The organism is Leifsonia sp. 10L418, from assembly GCF_056395445.1.
This window is the reverse complement of the sequence record NZ_JBFTJN010000002.1, coordinates 549898-568722: the sequence shown is the minus strand read 5'-3', so window position 1 is coordinate 568722 and position 18825 is coordinate 549898. Positions and strand designations below refer to the sequence as shown.

The 18825-nt window shown below is 65.8% G+C and carries 17 protein-coding genes; 4 read left to right on the top strand and 13 right to left on the bottom strand.

The annotated features are described in order from the left end of the window. Window positions 1-67 precede the first annotated feature (67 nt). The 4 genes from AC1DCF_RS06015 to AC1DCF_RS06000 all read right to left on the bottom strand — a co-directional run bounded on the left by AC1DCF_RS06015 (window position 68) and on the right by AC1DCF_RS06000 (window position 4054). Window positions 68-919, bottom strand: a complete 852-nt coding sequence (locus AC1DCF_RS06015) for an ATP-binding cassette domain-containing protein (protein ID WP_477210238.1) — start codon at window positions 917-919, stop codon at window positions 68-70. After that, window positions 919-1956: an ABC transporter permease gene (locus AC1DCF_RS06010; RefSeq protein ID WP_477210237.1), complete on the bottom strand. Its 1038-nt coding sequence runs from the start codon at window positions 1954-1956 to the stop codon at window positions 919-921. The genes AC1DCF_RS06015 and AC1DCF_RS06010 overlap by 1 nt, the downstream gene beginning before the upstream one ends. After that, complete coding sequence (locus AC1DCF_RS06005) at window positions 1953-2933, bottom strand: sugar ABC transporter substrate-binding protein (protein WP_477210236.1); 981 nt, start codon at window positions 2931-2933, stop codon at window positions 1953-1955. Before AC1DCF_RS06005 ends, AC1DCF_RS06010 begins: the two co-directional genes overlap by 4 nt. A 128-nt stretch (window positions 2934-3061) precedes the next feature. Beyond that, complete coding sequence (locus AC1DCF_RS06000; RefSeq protein WP_477210235.1) at window positions 3062-4054, bottom strand: DNA-methyltransferase; 993 nt, start codon at window positions 4052-4054, stop codon at window positions 3062-3064. Window positions 4055-4184: 130 nt separating this feature from the next. Here AC1DCF_RS06000 and AC1DCF_RS05995 point away from each other — a divergent pair, with 130 nt between their 5' ends. Both AC1DCF_RS05995 and AC1DCF_RS05990 read left to right on the top strand, forming a co-directional pair. Next, on the top strand, window positions 4185-4514 hold the full coding sequence (locus AC1DCF_RS05995; RefSeq protein ID WP_477210234.1) for a GNAT family N-acetyltransferase: 330 nt from the start codon (window positions 4185-4187) through the stop codon (window positions 4512-4514). 47 nt (window positions 4515-4561) lie between these two features. Next, window positions 4562-5845, top strand: a complete 1284-nt coding sequence (locus tag AC1DCF_RS05990) for an amidohydrolase family protein (protein WP_477210233.1) — start codon at window positions 4562-4564, stop codon at window positions 5843-5845. Here the strand turns inward: AC1DCF_RS05990 and AC1DCF_RS05985 are convergent. The 4 genes from AC1DCF_RS05985 to AC1DCF_RS05970 all read right to left on the bottom strand — a co-directional run bounded on the left by AC1DCF_RS05985 (window position 5842) and on the right by AC1DCF_RS05970 (window position 10270). Then, complete coding sequence (locus AC1DCF_RS05985) at window positions 5842-6195, bottom strand: iron chaperone (protein ID WP_477210232.1); 354 nt, start codon at window positions 6193-6195, stop codon at window positions 5842-5844. The two genes, AC1DCF_RS05990 and AC1DCF_RS05985, sit on opposite strands and share 4 nt — an antisense overlap. A gap of 89 nt (window positions 6196-6284) precedes the next feature. Next, complete coding sequence (locus AC1DCF_RS05980; RefSeq protein WP_477210231.1) at window positions 6285-7232, bottom strand: CobW family GTP-binding protein; 948 nt, start codon at window positions 7230-7232, stop codon at window positions 6285-6287. Continuing rightward, a complete protein-coding gene (locus tag AC1DCF_RS05975) occupies window positions 7229-8908 on the bottom strand; it encodes an amidohydrolase (protein ID WP_477210230.1) in 1680 nt (559 codons plus the stop codon). Before AC1DCF_RS05975 ends, AC1DCF_RS05980 begins: the two co-directional genes overlap by 4 nt. A 45-nt stretch (window positions 8909-8953) precedes the next feature. Next, a complete protein-coding gene (locus AC1DCF_RS05970; RefSeq protein ID WP_477210229.1) occupies window positions 8954-10270 on the bottom strand; it encodes an MFS transporter in 1317 nt (438 codons plus the stop codon). Window positions 10271-10443: 173 nt separating this feature from the next. Between AC1DCF_RS05970 and AC1DCF_RS05965 the strand changes: the two genes are divergently transcribed. Next, window positions 10444-11388, top strand: coding sequence for a LysR family transcriptional regulator (locus tag AC1DCF_RS05965; RefSeq protein ID WP_477210228.1), 945 nt, complete (start codon window positions 10444-10446; stop codon window positions 11386-11388). Window positions 11389-11551: 163 nt separating this feature from the next. Further along, on the top strand, window positions 11552-12064 hold the full coding sequence (locus tag AC1DCF_RS05960) for a GNAT family N-acetyltransferase (protein WP_477210227.1): 513 nt from the start codon (window positions 11552-11554) through the stop codon (window positions 12062-12064). Between the two features lie 192 nt (window positions 12065-12256). Here the strand turns inward: AC1DCF_RS05960 and AC1DCF_RS05955 are convergent, their stop codons facing one another. The 5 genes from AC1DCF_RS05955 to AC1DCF_RS05935 form a co-directional block, all read right to left on the bottom strand. Further along, entirely contained in the window at window positions 12257-12523 is a 267-nt protein-coding gene (locus AC1DCF_RS05955) for a hypothetical protein (RefSeq protein ID WP_477210226.1), read from the bottom strand. Window positions 12524-12575: 52 nt separating this feature from the next. After that, the gene (locus tag AC1DCF_RS05950; protein ID WP_477210225.1) at window positions 12576-13586 is read right to left on the bottom strand and encodes an NAD-dependent epimerase/dehydratase family protein; all 1011 of its coding nucleotides are present in this window, start codon (window positions 13584-13586) and stop codon (window positions 12576-12578) included. Then, entirely contained in the window at window positions 13583-16444 is a 2862-nt protein-coding gene (locus AC1DCF_RS05945) for an alpha/beta fold hydrolase (RefSeq protein ID WP_477210224.1), read from the bottom strand. Before AC1DCF_RS05945 ends, AC1DCF_RS05950 begins: the two co-directional genes overlap by 4 nt. Continuing rightward, window positions 16441-17463, bottom strand: coding sequence for a 3-oxoacyl-ACP synthase III (locus AC1DCF_RS05940; protein WP_477210223.1), 1023 nt, complete (start codon window positions 17461-17463; stop codon window positions 16441-16443). Before AC1DCF_RS05940 ends, AC1DCF_RS05945 begins: the two co-directional genes overlap by 4 nt. Window positions 17464-17560: 97 nt before the next feature. Next, window positions 17561-18610, bottom strand: a complete 1050-nt coding sequence (locus AC1DCF_RS05935; RefSeq protein WP_477210222.1) for a lipoate--protein ligase family protein — start codon at window positions 18608-18610, stop codon at window positions 17561-17563. Between the last annotated feature and the right edge of the window lie 215 nt (window positions 18611-18825).

The following is an 18825-nucleotide window of genomic DNA, read 5'->3' as shown; positions in this document are numbered from 1 at the left end:
CTTCTCGCCGAGCTTGACCATTGCGGTCGAGGTACCCCGGTGTGCCGGGGTGTCTCGACCGGAAGTGTCAAGCTCGGCGAGGGTTCTCCGGGTGCTCCGGGTGCTCCGGGTGCTCCGGATGCTCGGCGCGTTCCATCTCATGAGCGAGCGCTTCGAGCTCAGCACCGCCGGCCATCAGCCGGGTCATCTCGTCGATCGTGATCTCGCGTCGGGCGAAGTTGCCGAGGCTCGCGCCGCGTTTGAGCAGCAGAAAACGGTCGCCGACCAGGTAGGCGTGGTGCGGGTTGTGGGTGATGAACACCACTCCGAGGCCGCGATCGCGCGCGTGGGCGATGTACTTGAGCACCACGCCGGCCTGTTTCACGCCGAGCGACGACGTCGGCTCGTCGAGGATGACGACCTTTGCCCCGAAGTAGATGGCGCGCGCGATGGCGACCGACTGCCGCTCACCGCCGGACAGCGTGCCGATCGGTTGATCGACATCCGCCAGGTCGATGCCCATCGTGGCGAGCTGCTGCTGCGTGATTGCACGCATGTCCTGCACCGCGAGGCGCCGGAACGGCCCGACGCCGCGGGTGAGCTCGGCGCCGAGAAAGAAGTTGCGCCAGACGGGCATCAACGGAACGACGGCAAGGTCTTGGTAGACCGTCGCGATGCCGAGATCCAGAGCATCGCGGGGGCTGGTGAAGCTGCGCGGAACGCCGTTGGCGAGCAACTCCCCTTCGGAATGCCGGTGCGCGCCGGAGAGGATCTTGATGAATGTGGACTTGCCGGCGCCATTGTCGCCGAGCACGCAGAGCACCTCGCCGGCGCCGACCGAGGTCGAGACGCCGTGCAGCGCGCGGAATGCTCCGTAGCTCTTGCCGAGATCGCGCACCTCAAGAATGGGTGGGGCGACGGATGTGTCGTCGTGGGTCATCAACGGATTCCCGCCTGCCTGCGCACCGACCGGTTGACCAGCACGGCCAGCAGCAGCATCACGCCGAGAAAGGCCTTCAGCCAGTTGTTGTCCCACTGGGCAAAGACGATGCCCTGCAACGTCATCCCGTAGATCAAGGCGCCGAGCGCGGCGCCGACGGCCGATCCGTACCCGCCGGTGAGCAGGCATCCGCCGACCACCGCACAGATGATGTAGATGAACTCCTGGCCGATGCCGGTCGTCGCCTGCACGGTCGACACGTCGAAGAGTTGCAGCATTCCAACGAGCCAGCCGGCACCGGCCGTGGTCATGAACAGGCCGAGCTTGACCTTCATCACCGGCAGGCCGACCTGGCGGGAGCTGGTCACCTGACCGCCGACGGCGAAAATCCAATTTCCGGAGCGGGTGCGCAGGAGCACCCACGTGGCGATCAGGGTCACCGCGATCCACCACACGATCGAGACCTTCACGTTCATCCCGAGGAAGGGGAAGGAGGAGCCGAAGAAGACCTTGACCTGCTCGAAACCAGCGACCTCGCTCATGCCCTGAATCGCGACGGTGCCGGTGATCAGTTTGGTGACGGCGAGGTTGACGCCCTGCAGGATGAAGAAGGTTGCCAGCGTCACAATGAAACTCGGCACGCCGGTCCTCATCACGACGTAGGCGTTTGCGGCGCCGATCGAGAGCGCAGCGACCAAGGCGATGAGCATCGCCAGCCAGATGTTCATTCCCCACTCGGTTGTGATCACGCCGACGATCAGGCCGGTGGTGCCCGTCATGGCACCGGCGGAGAGGTCGAATTCGCCGCCGATCATGAGCAGGGCGACAGCGACGGCCATGATGCCGAACAGGGAGGCCGAGTACAGCCAGGTCGACACGCCCGCCGGGGTCAGAAACGCCTCGGTCGAGACCGAGAAGAAAACGAAGACTGCAAGCGCGGCGACTGCTGCGCCGACCTCGGGTCGGCGCAACAGCGCGAGGGCAGGGTGAGCCCTCGCGACCCGCTCATCGGTCGCCGCGCGTGCAGCGAGGGTCATCGGGTGCCGTTCCTCGCAAACTTCTCGACCTCGGCGGCGTTGTCTTTGGTGACGAAACCGGGGCCGGAGTAGATCGGCTGTCCGCCGCCGACCACGTCGCCGTTGCGCTTCTGCAGGGTGAGCAGAACGACCGGCAGGTATCCCTGCGAGTACGGCTGCTGGTCGACCGCGAACAGGATCTTGTCGTCCTGGATGAGCTTCGTGACGTCGGCTGACACGTCGAAGGTCGCCAGCTTCGCGGTGCTGTTCGCCTCGGTCAGCGCCTGACTTGCCGCCACAGCGACGCCGCTGTTGAGCGTCAAAATGCCGTCGATCGACGGGTCGGCCAACAGCTTGCTCGTGATGGTGTTCTGGGCATCCGCCAGGTTGGCGATATCGACCTGCACGTTGTTCACGGTGCCGCCAAGCGTGCTTTTCGCGCCGGCACAGCGGTCTTCGAGACCGGCGTTGCCTGCCTCGTGGATGACGCAGATCACGTTCTTCACGCCGGCCTTGGCCAGTTGCTCACCCGATCGCTCACCAGCGATGAGCTCACTCTGCCCGACGTGGGTCTCGGCGCCGAACGACTTCGACTCCTCGAGCCCCGAGTTGATCGTGATGACAGGGATGCCCGCGGCGACGGCGGCCTCGACCGCGCCCTTGACGCCGGCCGGGTTCGCCATCGACACGATCAGTCCGTCGGGCTTGGTGGCGACGGCGGCGTCGATGAGCTGACTCTGCTTCACCGGGTCACCGTCGCTCTGATAGGTGATGGTGACGCCCTGATCTTTGCCGGCCTGCTCGGCACCGCTCTTGACGACATCCCAGAACGCATCGCCGGCATTGCCGTGCGTGACCAGGGCGATCGTGATCTTGTCGCCGGATGCCGACGTCGTCTTCGACGTCTCGACGTTGCTGTTCGGGGCCGTGCATCCCGCGACAGCGAGAGCGAACGGCACGACGGCGAGCGCAGCCAGCCAGCGTTTGGTGTGTTTCATCTGTGAGTCCTTAGGTGGGTAGCTGTGATCGGCGCTGAAAACGCACCCGCAGAGCAATTCTGCGGGTGCGCCGCCCCAGTCATGAACTCGGCGGGCATCAGTTACATTCCGCCGGGAACAAAATTGGGTCAGTTTGTGTTGAACGGCTGCTTCGGCGATTTGGCTTTCGCGGCAGTGGGCTTCGGTGCCGTCGGCTTCGGCACCGTGGGCTTGGCCGCCTTGCGCGCCTTGGGCGCGGCCGGCGGCTCAACAAATTCGACGTCGGGCACCGCGGCGAAACGGGCGTGCATCACAGCGAGCGACTCCGGGTTCTGGTCGACGAGCACGAACTTGCGTCCGAGCGCCGCCGCCACCGCGCCGGTCGTGCCGCTGCCGGCGAAGAAGTCGAGCACCCAGTCGCCCTCACGGCTCGACGCCTGAATCATGCGCCGCAGGATGCCGACCGGCTTCTGGGTGGGATACCCGGTCTTCTCCTTGCCCGTCGGTGACACGATCGTGTGCCACCAGACATCCGTCGGCAGCTTGCCGAGCGCCACCTTTTCAGGCGTGACGAGACCCGGTGCCATATAGGGCTCACGGTCGACGGTGCTCGAGTCGAAGTAGTAGCTCGCCGGATTCTTCACGTAGACGAGGATCGTGTCGTGCTTCGTCGGCCAGCGGTTCTTCGATTTCGCGCCGTAGTCGTAGGCCCAGATCAGCTCGTTGAGAAAGCAGTCGCGGCCGAACAGTGCGTCGAGCAGCACCTTCGCGTAGTGGGCTTCGCGGTAGTCGAGGTGCAGATAGAGGGTGCCGTCGTCGGCGAGCAAGCGCCAGGCTTCGATCAGGCGGGGTTCGAGAAACGCCCAGTAGTCCTCGAACTGGTCGTCGTAGCCGAGCAGATCGCCCTTGATGCGTTCGTACCTTTGGCCTTTGAAGCCGGTGATGGTGCCGACCGCGCTGGCCGAACCCTCTAGTTTTGACCGAACGGATGTCGTCGACTGGCGTTTCTGGGTGCGCCCGGTGTTGAACGGCGGGTCGAGGTAAATCAGCGTGAAGGACTCGTCGGGCAGCTCGGGCAGCACGCTCAAATTGTCGGCGTGAAACACAGAACTGGGAGAGGTCTGAGACCACGCGATTGGCATTCCCTCATTCTGTCAGCAGCCGTAGGCTGAAACGATGATTCCCGCATCGGCGAACGGCTCATCTGTGCAAACTTCCTCCGGCTTTGGCGATACGGCGGGAGACCCCCCTCTCGAACCGGGCGCTGGCCCCGTGACCGAAGCGGCGGCCGGTGCTGCCTCTGATCCCGCTCCGGTCATCGAGGTGCGGCACGAGCCGGCGCTGGCCCGCTACACAATCTGGCGTGATGGCGAGCACGTTGGGCTCACCGACTACGCGATCAGCGGGCACGAGGTGAAGTTCACCCACACCGAGGTCAACCCGGCTTATCGCCAGGAAGGCTTGGCGAGCATCCTGGTCGAGTTCGCGCTTGACGATGTGCGGGAACGCACTGACCTCCGGGTCGTTGCCCAGTGCCCGTACGTGCGCAAGTGGATTCACCAGCACGCCGAGTATCAAGATCTGCTGACGCGCGGGCGCTAGGAGTGCATTTATCGGAGGGGCGCGGGCGGGCCGCTGCAACGACGATTGTGAACGCCAGGGTGTTCGACGGAGCGAAGTCGCGGGACTGGACGTCGGTCCGGTTCGCCGACGGCCTGATCACCGAGTGTTCGAAAGCCTCGGCCGCCCGCGAAGGCGACGACGTGATCGACGCGGGCGGCGGCATGGTGTTTCCCGGTCTCATCGACGCGCACGTGCACCTCGTTCCCGGCGCCCTCGCCCAATCGTTGACCTTCGGCGTGACCACCATTCTCGACATGTTCAGCAAACCCGACATGGTGGCCGGGGCCAAGGAACAGGCCGGCTCGTCTGCGGACGTTGCCGATGTGCGGTCCTCGGGTGTCGGTGCCACCGCGCCGGGCGGGCACCCGTCGATGATGTACGCCCCGTTCCCGACGTTGACCGCCGCTGACCAGGCCGAGCAGTTCGTCGCGGAACGGATCGCGGAGGGCTCGGACTATCTGAAAATCATCTCCGGCGCCGGGGGTCTCTGGCCGTCGCTGGACTCCGAAACCATCACGGCGCTGGTCACCGCCGCGCACGCGAGGGGCTTGGTCGTGGTCGCACACGTGAGCTCGGCGGTGGGTCTCGAGGAGGTCGTGTCAGCCGGTGTCGACGTGGTGGCCCACGTCCCCGCGGACGTCGAGCTGGACACGGCTCTGGTCGAACGGATGGCCGCGGCCGGCATCGCGGTCGGTCCGACGCTGGCCACCATCGAGAACACCCTGGGCGAACCGGGTGGCGCGGCAGTGGTCGGCGACCCGCGGCTCGCGGAGGCGCTCGGGGACGCCTGGGTACGCCGGTTGACCTCGGGTGACTCAGGTACCGCTGGATTGTTTGGCCGGAAGATGCCGCCCTACTCACGGGCAGAGGGCAACGTGCGGCGACTGGCCGAGGCGGGGGTCACTCTGCTGGCGGGTACCGACGCTCCGAACCCGGGGACAGTGTTCGGAGCAAGCCTGCACCGGGAATTGGAGCTGCTGGTTCGGTGCGGTCTGAGCCCGGCGCAGGCTCTCGCCGCCGCCACAAGCGAACCAGCACGAGTGTTCGGCCTCGCCGACCGAGGACGTGTCGCGGTCGGGCAGCGCGCGGACCTCGTTCTCGTATCCGGTGACCCGTTGACGGACATCACCGCAACGCGGGCGATTGAGCGGATCTGGCGCGCAGGCAGCGCGTGCGACCGCCGCGCCTTCGTCGCGAGCGGTGCCGAAGCTCTGCAGCTTGACGCTTTCGACGCCCAGGTTGCCCAGGTCGTGGCGGCCGTGCGCGAACGCAGGTCTCACGTCAACCCGAGGCGGCCGACCGCGATCTAACGGGTTTTTGCGTCGATCTCGGTTCGCCGTGCCTGCACGATGCGTCGCAGGGCGATGTCAGAGAGTTGATGTTCCGCAGAAAAGTGGATGCTTCCGCTCGTCGTTTCGAAATCGGCCAGCGCGTCGAGGTTGTCTGCCACAACCGATCCGCTGAAGGGGTACAGCGACAGGAAGTTCTTTGTCCGCACTGCGGCGACGAGACCCTTCCCCCGATAGAGGAGCGCGGCCATGCCGTAGCTCGTGCCTTCCTCGGCCTCGGGCACGATTGCGCGAGCGATCACGTAGACCCGTTCGAGCGCGGCGCGATCGTCACCCTCGAACGTGCTGAGATACTCGCCGACTTCACCCATGATGTGATCGTACGCCCGCCGTCACACACGAACGCGTCGGTCACGCGACGCGGGTGTCTCAGAGGTCGAGGCGCATGCATCCGTCGCCGCTATCTACCGGGAATCATTGGGACGACGCCCACCACACCGGCCAACTCGGTCCGGGCTTTCTCCAAGGCAGCCGTTCGATCGGCCCCCGCTGCGATCAAGACTAATCGGGCGCAGTCGGGCACCGGCGCACCCGGCGCTCGTTCACTGACCTCAACCCGACCGGCCGCCAGATGCACCTCATGCCAACGGTGGTCTGCATCTTGAACAATGCCTTTGGCACGAACCAGCCTTTCTGAGTGGGCCGACAGGGCCCGATGCAGTGAATCGACATCGACTGGGCCGGGCACCGCAATCGTGCAGGTGGAATGGACGTCGGTATGTGCATCGGCCGTCACCGAATTGGGTGCCGTGGAGGGACGCACATCGGAATTAAAGATCCGAGCCGCGGTGAGTTGCGGGTTCAGCGTGTCTTGCTGCACCACATCCGCTTGTGGGGCAGCTGATTCACAAGCGGCATGTGTCGCGGCGACATCTCCCGGGGTTGCCAGGTCCGTCTTCGTAACGAGAACGAACTCTGCCGACCCCAGCTGCCGTCGAACCGTATCGGCCACGTACTCATCGCGCGACAAACGCACGACGGCTGTCGAATCAGCACAGACGACAATAGGGCCCGGGCTGAACCCCGGGTAGCTTCGCCAGGCAGCCAGCTCACCGGGGTCACCTACCCCGCTAACTTCGCAAATCACATTGTCCAGATCGTCACGTTCAGCCAGCGCCTTCATGGTGCGCGACACGTCGTCACTGAGCTGGCAACAAATGCACCCATTGCTCAGCTCAATCGTGTCGCCTTGCGCCGAAACGATGAGGTCCGCGTCAATATTCACACTGCCGAAGTCATTGACGACCACGGCCGTGCGACCCGGCAAGGCCCCGGAAAGCAGCCGATTGACCAAGGTCGTCTTTCCCGAACCCAGGTAGCCGCCGATCACACCCAGACGGGGAGTCACCGCGAGCTTGCCCTGACCGGTGAAGAAACGTTGCTGGCATGGTGGCGGCCGCCGACCACAGTGCCGTACACATGGATGTCACCGATCAGGGTGTCTGGCACCTCGAGTGGGTCCTCGGCCAGAACCGCAATATCGGCGAATTTTCCCGCCTGAAGAGACCCGATCTCATGATCCATCTTCAACATGTACGCGCCTCCCAAGGTGACCGCTTCCAATGCGTTCTGGGCACTGATTCGTTCCTGTTCCCCCATGACCCGCCCGGAGACCGTCAACCGGGTGGCAGCGTGCTTCATCGTGTGCAGTGGACCCAACGGTGTTACGGGCGTGTCAGAGTGCAATGAAATCGGAACCCCATGACGCAGCGCCGTGGCCGCCGCATTCATTCGTGCCGCCCGGTCGGGGCCGACCGTGAGATCGATATGCTGGTCGCCCCAGGCCCAAATGTGGTTGGCAAAGATGTTTGCGCAGGCACCCAACGCGGCCAGGCGGCGGTACTGTGCGCTGGTGGTGAGCTGTGAATGAGTGCACGTATGGCGGTGATCCGGCCTCGGGTACTCGGCGAGGATCGTTTCCAACGTCTCAATGAACAGCTGGGTTGCTTGGTCACCATTGCAGTGAACATGGATCAGGATGCCTGCACGGTGGAATGCTTCGAACGCCTCGTAGTACTCCTCCGGGTTGACAGCCCAAATCCCGTTGGGCTGTCCGCCGTAATAGCCCGGTTCCTGGAGTCGCGCTGTAAAGCCTTGGACTGTGCCATCCAGCATGAGCTTCACATTGCCGAATCGCAATTTGCTGTTGGAGAGTCCACGCAAGTGCACCAGCCGCTTCGCCGCATCCTCAAATGACAACGCCACTTTCCCGACACCCAAGCCGAAGTGGAACACGTTGAGCCGAGCCGGAAAGTCGTCATCAACCGCGGAATGGTAAAGATCCACTCCGTCGTCATCCATGAGCACCTGCGAACCCAGGTCGGTCAGTGTTGTTGTGCCCGTGTTCACGCCGTCTTGGGCCAGGGCGCGCAACGCGGCGGGGTTGACCGCCATGATGCCCCGCCCTTCGGCCAGGGGGGCCACCAGGGCCATGGCCACCATTTCCTGCAGTTCACCCGTCGGCTTGCCACTCGCGTCTTTCACGACGCCAATGACGTTTGTGCTCGCATCGATTCCATTGGCATCCAGCACCACGGAGTTCACCGAATTCGCATGTCCACTGGTATGCGCGACGAGGATGGGACGAGTGGTCGAGACCGTGTCCAGCTCTTTCGCCGAGAGCGTTTTCCCCGGGAAGTAGATGGGATCGAGTCCCCACGCCAATAAGGGGGCACCGGGATCCTGCAACTCACCGTCGGCTTCCATCAGCCGCGCGAGGACATCTTCGATTGTCCGGCAACCGGACCAGCGCTTTCCGTCGGGATCGGTGCGATCCACCAATCCCACGTAGATGTCATTCCACATGTTTCCCGAGCCTGCGTGGCTGTGGGATTCAACGAAACCCGGAACCAAGACAGCGTCTGCATAGCGGTCATCACGAACCGCATCCGGGTACGCCATAAGTTCATTCACGGTGCCCAGCGCGCGGATCCGTTCGCCGCGCACCGCGATTGCCTCCGCGGTCGGTCGCGATGGGTCCATTGTGCGGATCATGCGGGCGGGGTAGACGATGGTGGGTTCCATGGAAGAGCAGTGGCCTTTCGTTGATTCTGAACGTGGTGCGGGAAATCAGGATGCGTGGTTCGATTGCAGGCTGACGAGTTCTGCTTTTTGCGTGCTGACCTTGCTCAGCAGCGGATGGGTCTCCGGAACACCACCGAAGCGAACCACGAGGAACACGATCGCGGCATAGATGGCCAGATACACGCCGGGAGAGATCGCCGAGCCGGTTGTTTCGACCAGCCACGTGCCGACCAGCGGGGCGGTGCCACCCAGCAACGCGTAGCCGACGTTGTAGCTCACGGCGGCGGAGGTGAACCGGGTCTTGGTCTGGAAGATTTCCACGAAGATCGTGGCGCTTCCGGCGCTGTAGATCAGCAGCGGCAGGATGTAAACCAGTTGGCCGAGCATCGCGACCCAGACGTTGCCGCTGGTGATCAGCAGGAACGCGGGAATGACCAGGATCACCACGCCGGCCGAGCCCACCAGCAGCATCGGCCGGCGTCCTACCTTGTCGCTGAGATGCCCGGCGAACGGGGTGGCCAGTGCCATGATCGCCATGATCACCGCGTTGAGTCCCAGCGATTGGGGTCGGCTCAGGCCGCCGACCGTCTGCAGAAAGGAGACGAAATAGCCGGCCAGGAAGTAGAACGACAGTGCCGTCAGACCGCAGACAAGCGCCACCTGGACCATGCGCACTCCGTTGGTGCGGAACGCCTCCCGGATCGGGCTGTATTCCTTGGCTGCGGCAGATTTGAGCACCTTCTGGAATTCCGGCGACTCCTCAGTTCGGCTTCGGATCCAGAACCCGAATACCGACAGCGGCAATGCCAGCAGGAACGGAATGCGCCAGGCCCACTCCTCATACCCTTCGGGGCCGAACACCACGTTCAGCCCCAGGATCAGCCCGCCGGCGAAGACGCCGGGAAGCGCAGTGGCGGCAATGGTGATGCACAGCCACAGTCCGCGTCGTTCCAGGGGCGCGTGCTCCAGCACGAACGCCGGCGCCCCAACGGATTCCCCGCCGGCCGAAAAGCCCTGGATGAGTCGGAACAACACCAGCAGGACCGGTGCGGCAAACCCGATGGCCGCGTACGAGGGCAGGAGGCCAATGCCAACAGTCGCCAGGCCGATGCCCATCAGAGTGATGAACAGAACCGGCCGCCGGCCGATACGGTCGCCCAGGGAGCCGAAAAACAACCCCCCGAGCGGGCGGATCAGGAAGGCCACACCGAAGGTGGCGAAGGTGGCGAGCATCGCGGTGAACGTCGATCCTGCAGGGAAGAAATGCGTCGCCAGGATCAGGGCGCTGAGCCCGTACAAGCTGAAATCGTAGAACTCGATGAACTGGCCGACGGCACCGCCTGCCAGAACCCGCTTTTGCATCGATCCGGACCGCGCTGTCCGGGTATCGCCACGCGGTGAGGGTGATTGACCCACTAAAGCCTCCAAGGAATCTCAGTATCTTGCTGTGCAGTCTGGGCCGATTCCGTATGGCGTGTCGAATCAATGCTTTTTCGCTCTAGCATTGTCAAAATCAATTCAAAGGAGAATCGTCCGTGCTCGATGAGGCAACGATCGTCCAGTTGGAGTACTTTCGCACGGTGGTCCGATTGGGCAGCCTGACCCGCGCGGCGGAGGCATTGAGCGTCACCCAGCCGACGTTATCGTCGGCGATCGCCCGCCTGGAGCGGCAGTATCGTGTCCAGTTGCTCGCGCGCATCCCGCGCAAGGGCGTCGAGCCGACGCTCGCGGGCCGCCGGCTGTTGTCGGCAGTGGAGCCGCTGCTGGATTCGGTCGGTCGCTTGGGATCGATCGCCCGAGGTACCGACGATCCGCTGAAGGGCGAACTGAGCGTGGGAATCTACTCCCCGATTGCCCCCTTTTACTCCCCCACGATTCAGCTTGAGGCGGAGCGCCTCATGCCGGGGGTCACGCTCACCATGACCGAGGGGAACCTGGACGAGCTTCCCGAGTCATTGCGCCGAAGGCAGCTCGACGTGGCACTGATGTATACCGACGAGCTGACCCCGGAATTCGGGATCTCCGCGCTGCGTACCATCGCACCCCACGTCGTGGTCGCCGAGGACCACCGGCTCGTTCAGGCGGGGCGCACGTCCGTCTCACTGCATGAGCTGGCGGATGAACCAGCAGCGTTCCTCTCGATCCCGCATTCGTTCAAGCGCTACATGAGCTACTTCCGAATGTTGAACATTGCGCCGAACATCAAGTACACCTCGCCGAACTACGAGGTGATCCGTTCCTACGTCGCCTCCGGACTCGGGTACTCCCTGCTGCACCACGAACACCTGACAGGCCAGACGCACTGCGGCCGAAGACTGGTCCCATTACGGATCGAGGAGGACGTCCCCCCGTCTCGGCTCTGCGCGGTGACCGCGACCTGGGACCAGCCCCCGGCACGAACGGCACGCCTGATCGAGGTCATCGGCACGGTGGTGGAGCAGTTTGCCGCTTCCACGGGGTCGGCGGTCGGCACGGGTTAATGGCCGCCTGAGCGCCACCGAGCGAGCTCGTGAGCCAGAAGCAGAAGCTGGACTACCTGGATGCGGTTCGGCGGAGCCGAGCGCGATGTAAGCGAAGCGCTCTTCGGGCCGCGTACGGGCATCCGTTGGTCGTCGCTGTTCCGGTGTGCGTCAGACTGGTGAGATGCTCAAGGATCTCTCGCTGCCGACTTCTCTCGCGACAGGGAATGGCCCGGTCACGCTTCGCAATGCCACCGAAAGGGACCTCGACGCCCTCATGCAGTTGTTGGCCGACGACCCGATCAGTGCCAAACGCGGTGATGTCGGCGATGCACACGACCGACCTGCGTACCTCGCGGCGCTCCTCGCAATTGTCTCGGACCCGGCGAACGCCCTCATCGTGACCGTCGACGCCTCTGACACTTTGGTCGGCACAATGCAACTGACCCGCATCCCGGGAATGGCCAGGAGGGGATCAACGCGCCTTCTGGTGGAGGCGGTGCGAGTCAGGAGCGATCAACGTTCAAGCGGCATCGGCGGCGCCATGATGCGGTGGGTAACGGATGTCGCAGCGCGCGAACTTGGTTCGAGCCTTGTGCAATTGACATCCGACGTCGCACGGCGCGACGCGCACCGGTTCTACGAGCGCCTGGGCTTCACTGGGTCGCACATAGGCTTCAAATACCGAGTCAAATGACGTGCGCATCGTTCCTGCTGATGTACGCCGTACAGCAGATGAGTGAGTGAGCGAACGCCGCAAGCGGGCCATCTACGGGACACTCCCCCTAGAAAACTCGCGGCTCTGACCACACCGGATTGCGACGCTGCCGGTTTGACTGTCCCAACATTAAGCCCGATGACCGGGCGTCAATTGCTTGAGGTGGGTGTCCTAGAGCTCGATGCGGATGCGTCCGTCGTAGATGCCGAGATCGCGGTCGCCGGCGACCGGCGCAGGCGCCGGCAGGCTGCTCTGCCGGTCGAGCTCGATCGCCGCTTCGTGACGGCTCGGAGCGAAGACCTCGTCGCCGATGGTGAGTAGGCTTCCGCCTCCGCCGGGGCGGGTGTTCTTGTTGGAAAGGTCGATCCAGCCGAGGCGGTTCGCGAGGTATCCGAGCAGGATCACCCCGGCCAGTCCGATCAGAAACCACCAGTTCATGGGTCAAGCGTAACCTGATAGCCCGGTGCGGGCTCGCGAGCGCGAATACGGGTCAGGCCGAATACGAGGCGGCGAGCCGACGGAATCCCTCATCGAGAGAAACGGCGGGCTGCCAGTGCAGGTCGGCACGGGTCTGGCGCTGGTCGAACCAGTGCGCCGTCGAGAGCTGTTCGGCCAGGAATCTCGTCATGGGCGGCTCGTCGACACCCGGGCGGATGCGCCAGGCTGCTTCGATCACGGATCCGGCGGTTCGCGCCAGCCCGGCCGGCACCCGCCACGCTGGGGCGCGCACGCCGGCTGCCGCGCAGATTCCGGCCAGCAGTTCGGCCACCGGGCGCGGCTCGCCGTTGGTGATCACGTAGCTCCGCCCGTGCACGTCATCTGCCCGTTCGAGCGCGGCCACGATCGCGGAGGCCGCGTTGTCGATGTAGGTCGTGTCAATCAGTGCGGCGCCGTGACCGAGCAGCGGAAGACGGCCGGACCGGGCGCGTTCGACGATGCGCGCGACGAGTTGGGTGTCTCCCGGCCCCCACACCAGGTGCGGGCGCACGGCGACGACCCGCAACTGCGGCGAATCGGCGGCCAGCGCGAGCAGTTCGGCTTGGGCCTTCGTGCGCGCGTAGTCGCCTCGGGCCCGGTCCGGGGCGGCCGGCCTCGCCGGGTCGCCCACGATGGATGCGCCGGCGTGCGCCACCGACGGCGACGACACGTAGACCAGGCGCCGGGCGCCGGTATCCGTCGCGGAGTCGTTCACCGAGGGGTCATTCACTGCGGCGTCGTTCAGGGCAGCGATCAGAGCGCGCGTGCCACCGACGTTCACAGTGTCGAATTCGGCCGGGTCGCCGGCCAGTGAGACCTTCGCGGCGAGGTGTACGACCGCGTCCATGCCGTCGACCGCGCGAGCGACCGCTTCGGCATCGGTCACCGAACCGAGCGCATCACTGGCCCCGAGCACACCGGACGGCCGCCGCTGAAACGTGCGCACCTCGTGCCCGGCGGCCAGCGTTGCCGTTGCGACCGCACGACCGAGCAGGCCGCTGGCTCCGGTGACGAGCACCTTCACGGCCGCGTCATCCGTTTGCCGGAGAGAATGCCCTCGGCCCAGCGAGCGAGCCGCGAACGGTCGATTTTCGAGTTGTGACGGATGTCGGTGGGCAGCCTCGGCACGACCAGCACCGCGGCAACGGGCTCCCCCGCCGCGCCTCGAACGGCGGCGGCCAGTGTGGGCGAGGCCAGACTGACGCGGCGCGCGGCGGGCTCGGTTTCGACGATCGCGACGAGCTGCTGAACCCCGGCCGGGCCGACGCCGACGGCGGCCGCGCGCGCGACGTGGGGCACGGTTTCCATGCGTTGCTCGGGGCCGACCGGGGTGAGCACGCCTTCCGCCGTCGTGATGACGTGCGGCAGGCGCCCTTCGACCCAGAGCCGCCCCACGGAGTCGAGGTGGCCGACGTCGCCGGTGCGATGCCAGCGTCGACCACTCATCTGTCCGCTCGTCGTGCCGAGCGCGGACGCCCGGTTAGTCAGCCAAAGCCGGTCGTAGTGGTCTTTGAGGTGCGGGGCGGAGATGACGATCTCACCGGTCACACCGGGCAGTTCTGCGGGTTCCCCGGTGGCTGCACCGTGCTCGTCGAGCGCACTGATCCGCACGAGGGTCGTGGCGGCGGGCAGCCCGACGCAGACGCCGCCCGCTGGGTTGCCCGAGGAGGACTCACCCACGGCATCGCCCGCCTCGGCAGTATCGCCGGACTCTGCGTACGCGGACGCCACACGGATCCCGTCGAGCGAGATATCCGTCATCAGCAGACCTTCGGTCATCCCGTACGGCGTGTGCGCGGTCGCGCCCGGCATCAGCCGTGACGCCGCGCTGAGCAGCTGCTCCGACACGGGCGCACCGGCCGAGAGGAAGGTGCGCACGCCTTCCAGGGCGCTCCGGTCGTCCGGGGTGAGCGCGTCGGATGTGGCCACAACGTTCGTGATCGCGGCCGGCGAGAGAAAGACCACGGTCGCGTCGACGGCGGCCACCGCCGCGGCGACGGCTGAGGCGGTGAGGGTCTTCGGGCTCGTCACGTCCATGTCGGGAGTCACCGAGCGGGCGCCGAGTGCCGGGCCGAGGAGTGCGAACGGGGCGAATCCGGCAACCAGTCCGGTGCCGACGCCCACGCCGTACTGCGCGGCGAGCGCATCGCGCACGGCCGAGAGCTGCGCGTGGGTGTAGACGACCCCCTTCGCCGGACCGGTTGAACCCGAGGTGAAGAGGATGGCGGCCGTGTCGTCGGGCGACGGCGGTGCGGGAATCGCGGCGGCACCGGGCAGGCCGATGGCGTCCCTGCCGAGCGCGGCGACATCCGCGAGCACGAACGCGATGCCGAGCGCACGGGCAACGGGGCCCGGAAGGCGCACGGTCGAGATTTTCTGGCCCGGCCAGCCGAGCGTGCGGGCGGCGACAAGGCCGGGGAGCGCACCGATGACATGGTCGGGGCGAGCACCACGCACGGCCCGTGTCAGGCCGCGAAGGCCAAGACCCGCGTCGGCGACGACGACGATCGCGCCGATGCGCACGCAGGCGTAGAGCACCGCGGTGAGATCGGCTCCCGGCTGCACGAGCAAGGAGACCCGGTCGCCCTTCTGCACGCCGATGCGGGCAAGCCCGGCAGCGATCTCCCTCACGCGGGTGGAGAGCAGTCTCCAGCTGACCACGCGCGGGGCGGTGCCCGAGGAGGGCACCATCTCGATCAGCGCGGTTTCGTCGCTCTGGCTCAGCTCGTCGAGGTAATGCCAGAGCGGGCGGAACTCGGTGTCGGCCGGTTCGGTGATTGAGCCTGTCGAAATCACGTGAGCCGACCCCTGAACGCGGGCTGAGTTCGAGGACCGGCCGTCGGAGGTCTCGACAGGCTCGACCAACGAGCGCGCCGCCGGGCGGTGGTGACCCAACCAGGCCAGGGCTGCCGACGCATAGTCGACGTCCTCGGCGATGAGGTGCCCAGCACCCTCGAAACGGTGCACGTCGGCCTGCGGCATCCGGTCGATGAGGTCGTCGAGGTAGCGGTCGCTGAAGATCGGGTCGCGCGGACCCCACAGCATCAGCGCGGGCACGCCGAGGTGGCGCACGCCCTCGGCGATCCGGTCGAGTTCGGCGGTGCTGACATGCGTGTCGTCGGCCGGGATGTCGGCGACGAACGCGCCGATTCCGCCCCGGCGCGACGCGCCGCGATAGGGAGCTCGATAGCCGCGCTTCACTTCGGCAGACAACGGCGGATGCGCGAGGGCGAGCGTCGTCTCCAAGAATGCCGGCGTGCTGACCGTGGCCTGGCCGAGTATCCCCTGGCGCAAGGCCAGGCGCAGCGGCGCGGGGATCGGCGTTCCTTCCGGCTGATGGATGGCGGTGTTCAGCAGCATGACGCCGGCGAGCGACTCGGGATGGTCGACCGCCCAGCCCATCGAGACGACACCGCCCCAGTCATGCCCGAGGGTGACGACCGGGCCGTCGAGCTCAATGGCGGCGGTGAAGTCGGCGAGATCGCGCACCCGCTGCTCAAGCGTGCGTGCTTGGCCGGTGCGCTCGGAGAATCCCATCTCCAACTGGTCGACCGCGATCACACGCCAGGCGTCATCGCCCCGAGTCGCAGCATCCGTGGCCGCCGCCGTGGCCTCAGTGACCAGACGCCGCCAGAGATACGACCAGGTCGGGTTGCCGTGCACACAGAGCACGGTGCCGACCGGCTGCACGCCGAGGCGGTCAAGCTCCGCCGCATTGTCGAGAACATGCCAGCGTCGGGTGATGCTTGTGAGCTGCCGATCCGCATCGCGCTCTGGCACGTCGATCAGGCGCGAGAACGCCGGGTCGAGTCCCGGGAGTCCGGCGGGCGGGTGGGATGCCGGGGCAGGGATCGACGCGGAGCGTGGCAGCCGGGGAGTCACCAGACGAGTTCCATCATCGCCGTGTTGAGACCGGAACCGACGCCCATCAGCAGCACTCGGTCACCGGGCCGGAGCGTCTCAGCTTCGGCCGCGAGCGTGATCGGAATCGACGCCGGTCCGACATTGCCGAATTTCGGGTAAGTGAGCGGCACCTTCGAGCGGTCGATGCCGGTGGCCTTGAGAATGGCGTCGGTGTGCACATCGGAGACCTGGTGCAGGATGTAGCGGTTCATGCCTGACCAGTTCCAGTCGCGTTTTGCTTCGGTCCAGGCGGAGACGACGAGCTCCATCCCGCCCTTGAGCAACGCCTTGGCGTCAGTGAACATGCCATCGACACTGCCGACGCAGAGGTCGTTGAACTGGGTGGCTGCGCGGCTGACGCCGCCGAGCATCCGGTGGCCTGACGGATGCGCATCCGCCCGCCCGAGCACAGCGGCGGCCGCGCCGGAGCCCAGGGTGAGGCTCGCGAACTCGCTCATGAAGTCTTTGCGACCGATCTCAGGCGTGCTGAGGCGCTCGATCGTGTTGGTCTGGATATCGTCGGCATCTTCGCCGTCGATGACGACCGCGTAGTCGATCTGCCCCGCGTCGATGAGCTGCCCGGCCAGGCTCATGCCATTGACGAAGCCGAGACAAGCGTTGGCAATGTCGAAGTTGGTCGCCGACGACGGCAGGCCGAGCCCATGGTGGATGCGCACAGCGACGGACGGCTCAAGGTGCTTGCGTGTCACCGAGGTGTTGATCAGGAGCCCGACCTGGCCCGGCTCGATGCCTGCCGCCTGGAGGGCGCGCTGGCCGGCCGACACGGCGGCGTCATCGAACTTCTGGCCCTCGCCCCAGTTGCGGCGCTCGTGCACACCGGCGACGCGCTGCAGCAGACCCTTCGGAAGGCGCAGTCGCTTGAGGGCAGGCGCCAAGCGGTGGTCGATCTCGTCTGAGGTCGTGATCCGCGGGGCGATCGTGCTCGCCACCGACAGCAGGGCGACGTTCTGATACATCGTCGTTGCGTTTCCGTTCAACGGAGCTCCCTGTCGAATTTCGCGGGACTGTACGGTCGTCCCGCGGCAATTATCCTCCCCGCGAAGCTGGGAGTTGTACGAACGCCCTGCGCGTGCGTCAGGGCACCCGGGTCAGCCATGCCTCGGTGGCGAACTTCTCCTCAACGAGGCGCTCCGCCTTGGCGTATTCCTCCGGCGAGATATCGCCGGGGGTTGCGGCGTACATCGTCGTGAAGGTCTGCTTCATCCGTTCGATGATCTCGGCACGACTGAGTCCGGTCTGGCTGCGCAGCGGGTCGACACGCTTGGCGGCGCTCGCGATTCCCTTGTCGCTGAGTTTTTCGCGACCGATGCGCAAAACCTGGGCCATCACCTCGCCATCCATGTCGTAGCTCATCGTGACGTGGTGAAGCACAGCGCCGCTGCCGAGGCGCTTCTGGGCAGCGCCGCCGATCTTTCCCGTCGGGCTCGTGATGTCGTTGAGTGGCTTGTAGCTCGCGTCGATGCCGAGTGATTTGAGCGCCTCGAGCACCCATTCGTCGAGGAAGGCGTAGGAGTCGGCGAAGCTCATGCCCTGCACGAGTTCGGCCGGAACGTAGAGCGAGTAGGTGATGACGGCGCCCTTCTCCATCATCATCGCGCCGCCGCCGGAGATGCGGCGCACGACGTCGTAGCCGTACTTGGCGGCACCGTCGGGGTCGACCTCGTTCTTCAGCGACTGGAAGCTGCCGATCACGACGGCCGACTCATTCCACTCCCAGATGCGCAGGGTCGGCTTGCGGTGTCCCTCGCCGACCTCCGCGGCCAGCACCTCGTCGAGGGCCAGGTGCATCCGCGGCGACACCGCCGGCGAGTGAACGATCTCCCAGTCGTAGTCCTTCCAGCTCGTCGCCTTCGACAGCGAGCGACGGATGGCGACGGCCACCGCCTCCGGGGAGAAACCGAGCAGGGTGGCGTTCTCGGGGAGCCCGGCGCGCACGGCGGCGGCGATGCTCGCGGCGTCGCTGTCGGCCGGCAAGCCGTTCACGGCGGCGTTGATGTTCTCGAGCGCCTCGTCCGGCTCGAGAAAGAAATCACCGGCAAGCCGGAAGTTCGCGATCTTCGCGTCGACCAGCTCGAGATCGACGACCACGAGCTTGCCGCCTGGAACCTTATATTCACCGTGCATGCAGCAAGCCTAATCGTCGGTGTACCGCCCTGGCGGTCGCGGTCACCCGCCCATTCGACGGAGATTTTTGCATCCAGGGCCTGTTTCGGGCTGAATCGGCGCGAACCAGGCAATATCTCCGTCGAATGGGGGACGCCGGGCGCACGAGGTGGGCGACGACGGATGTCGGCGCGCGACATTCCTCGCCGAGCTTGCCAAGTGCGGTCGAATTTGCC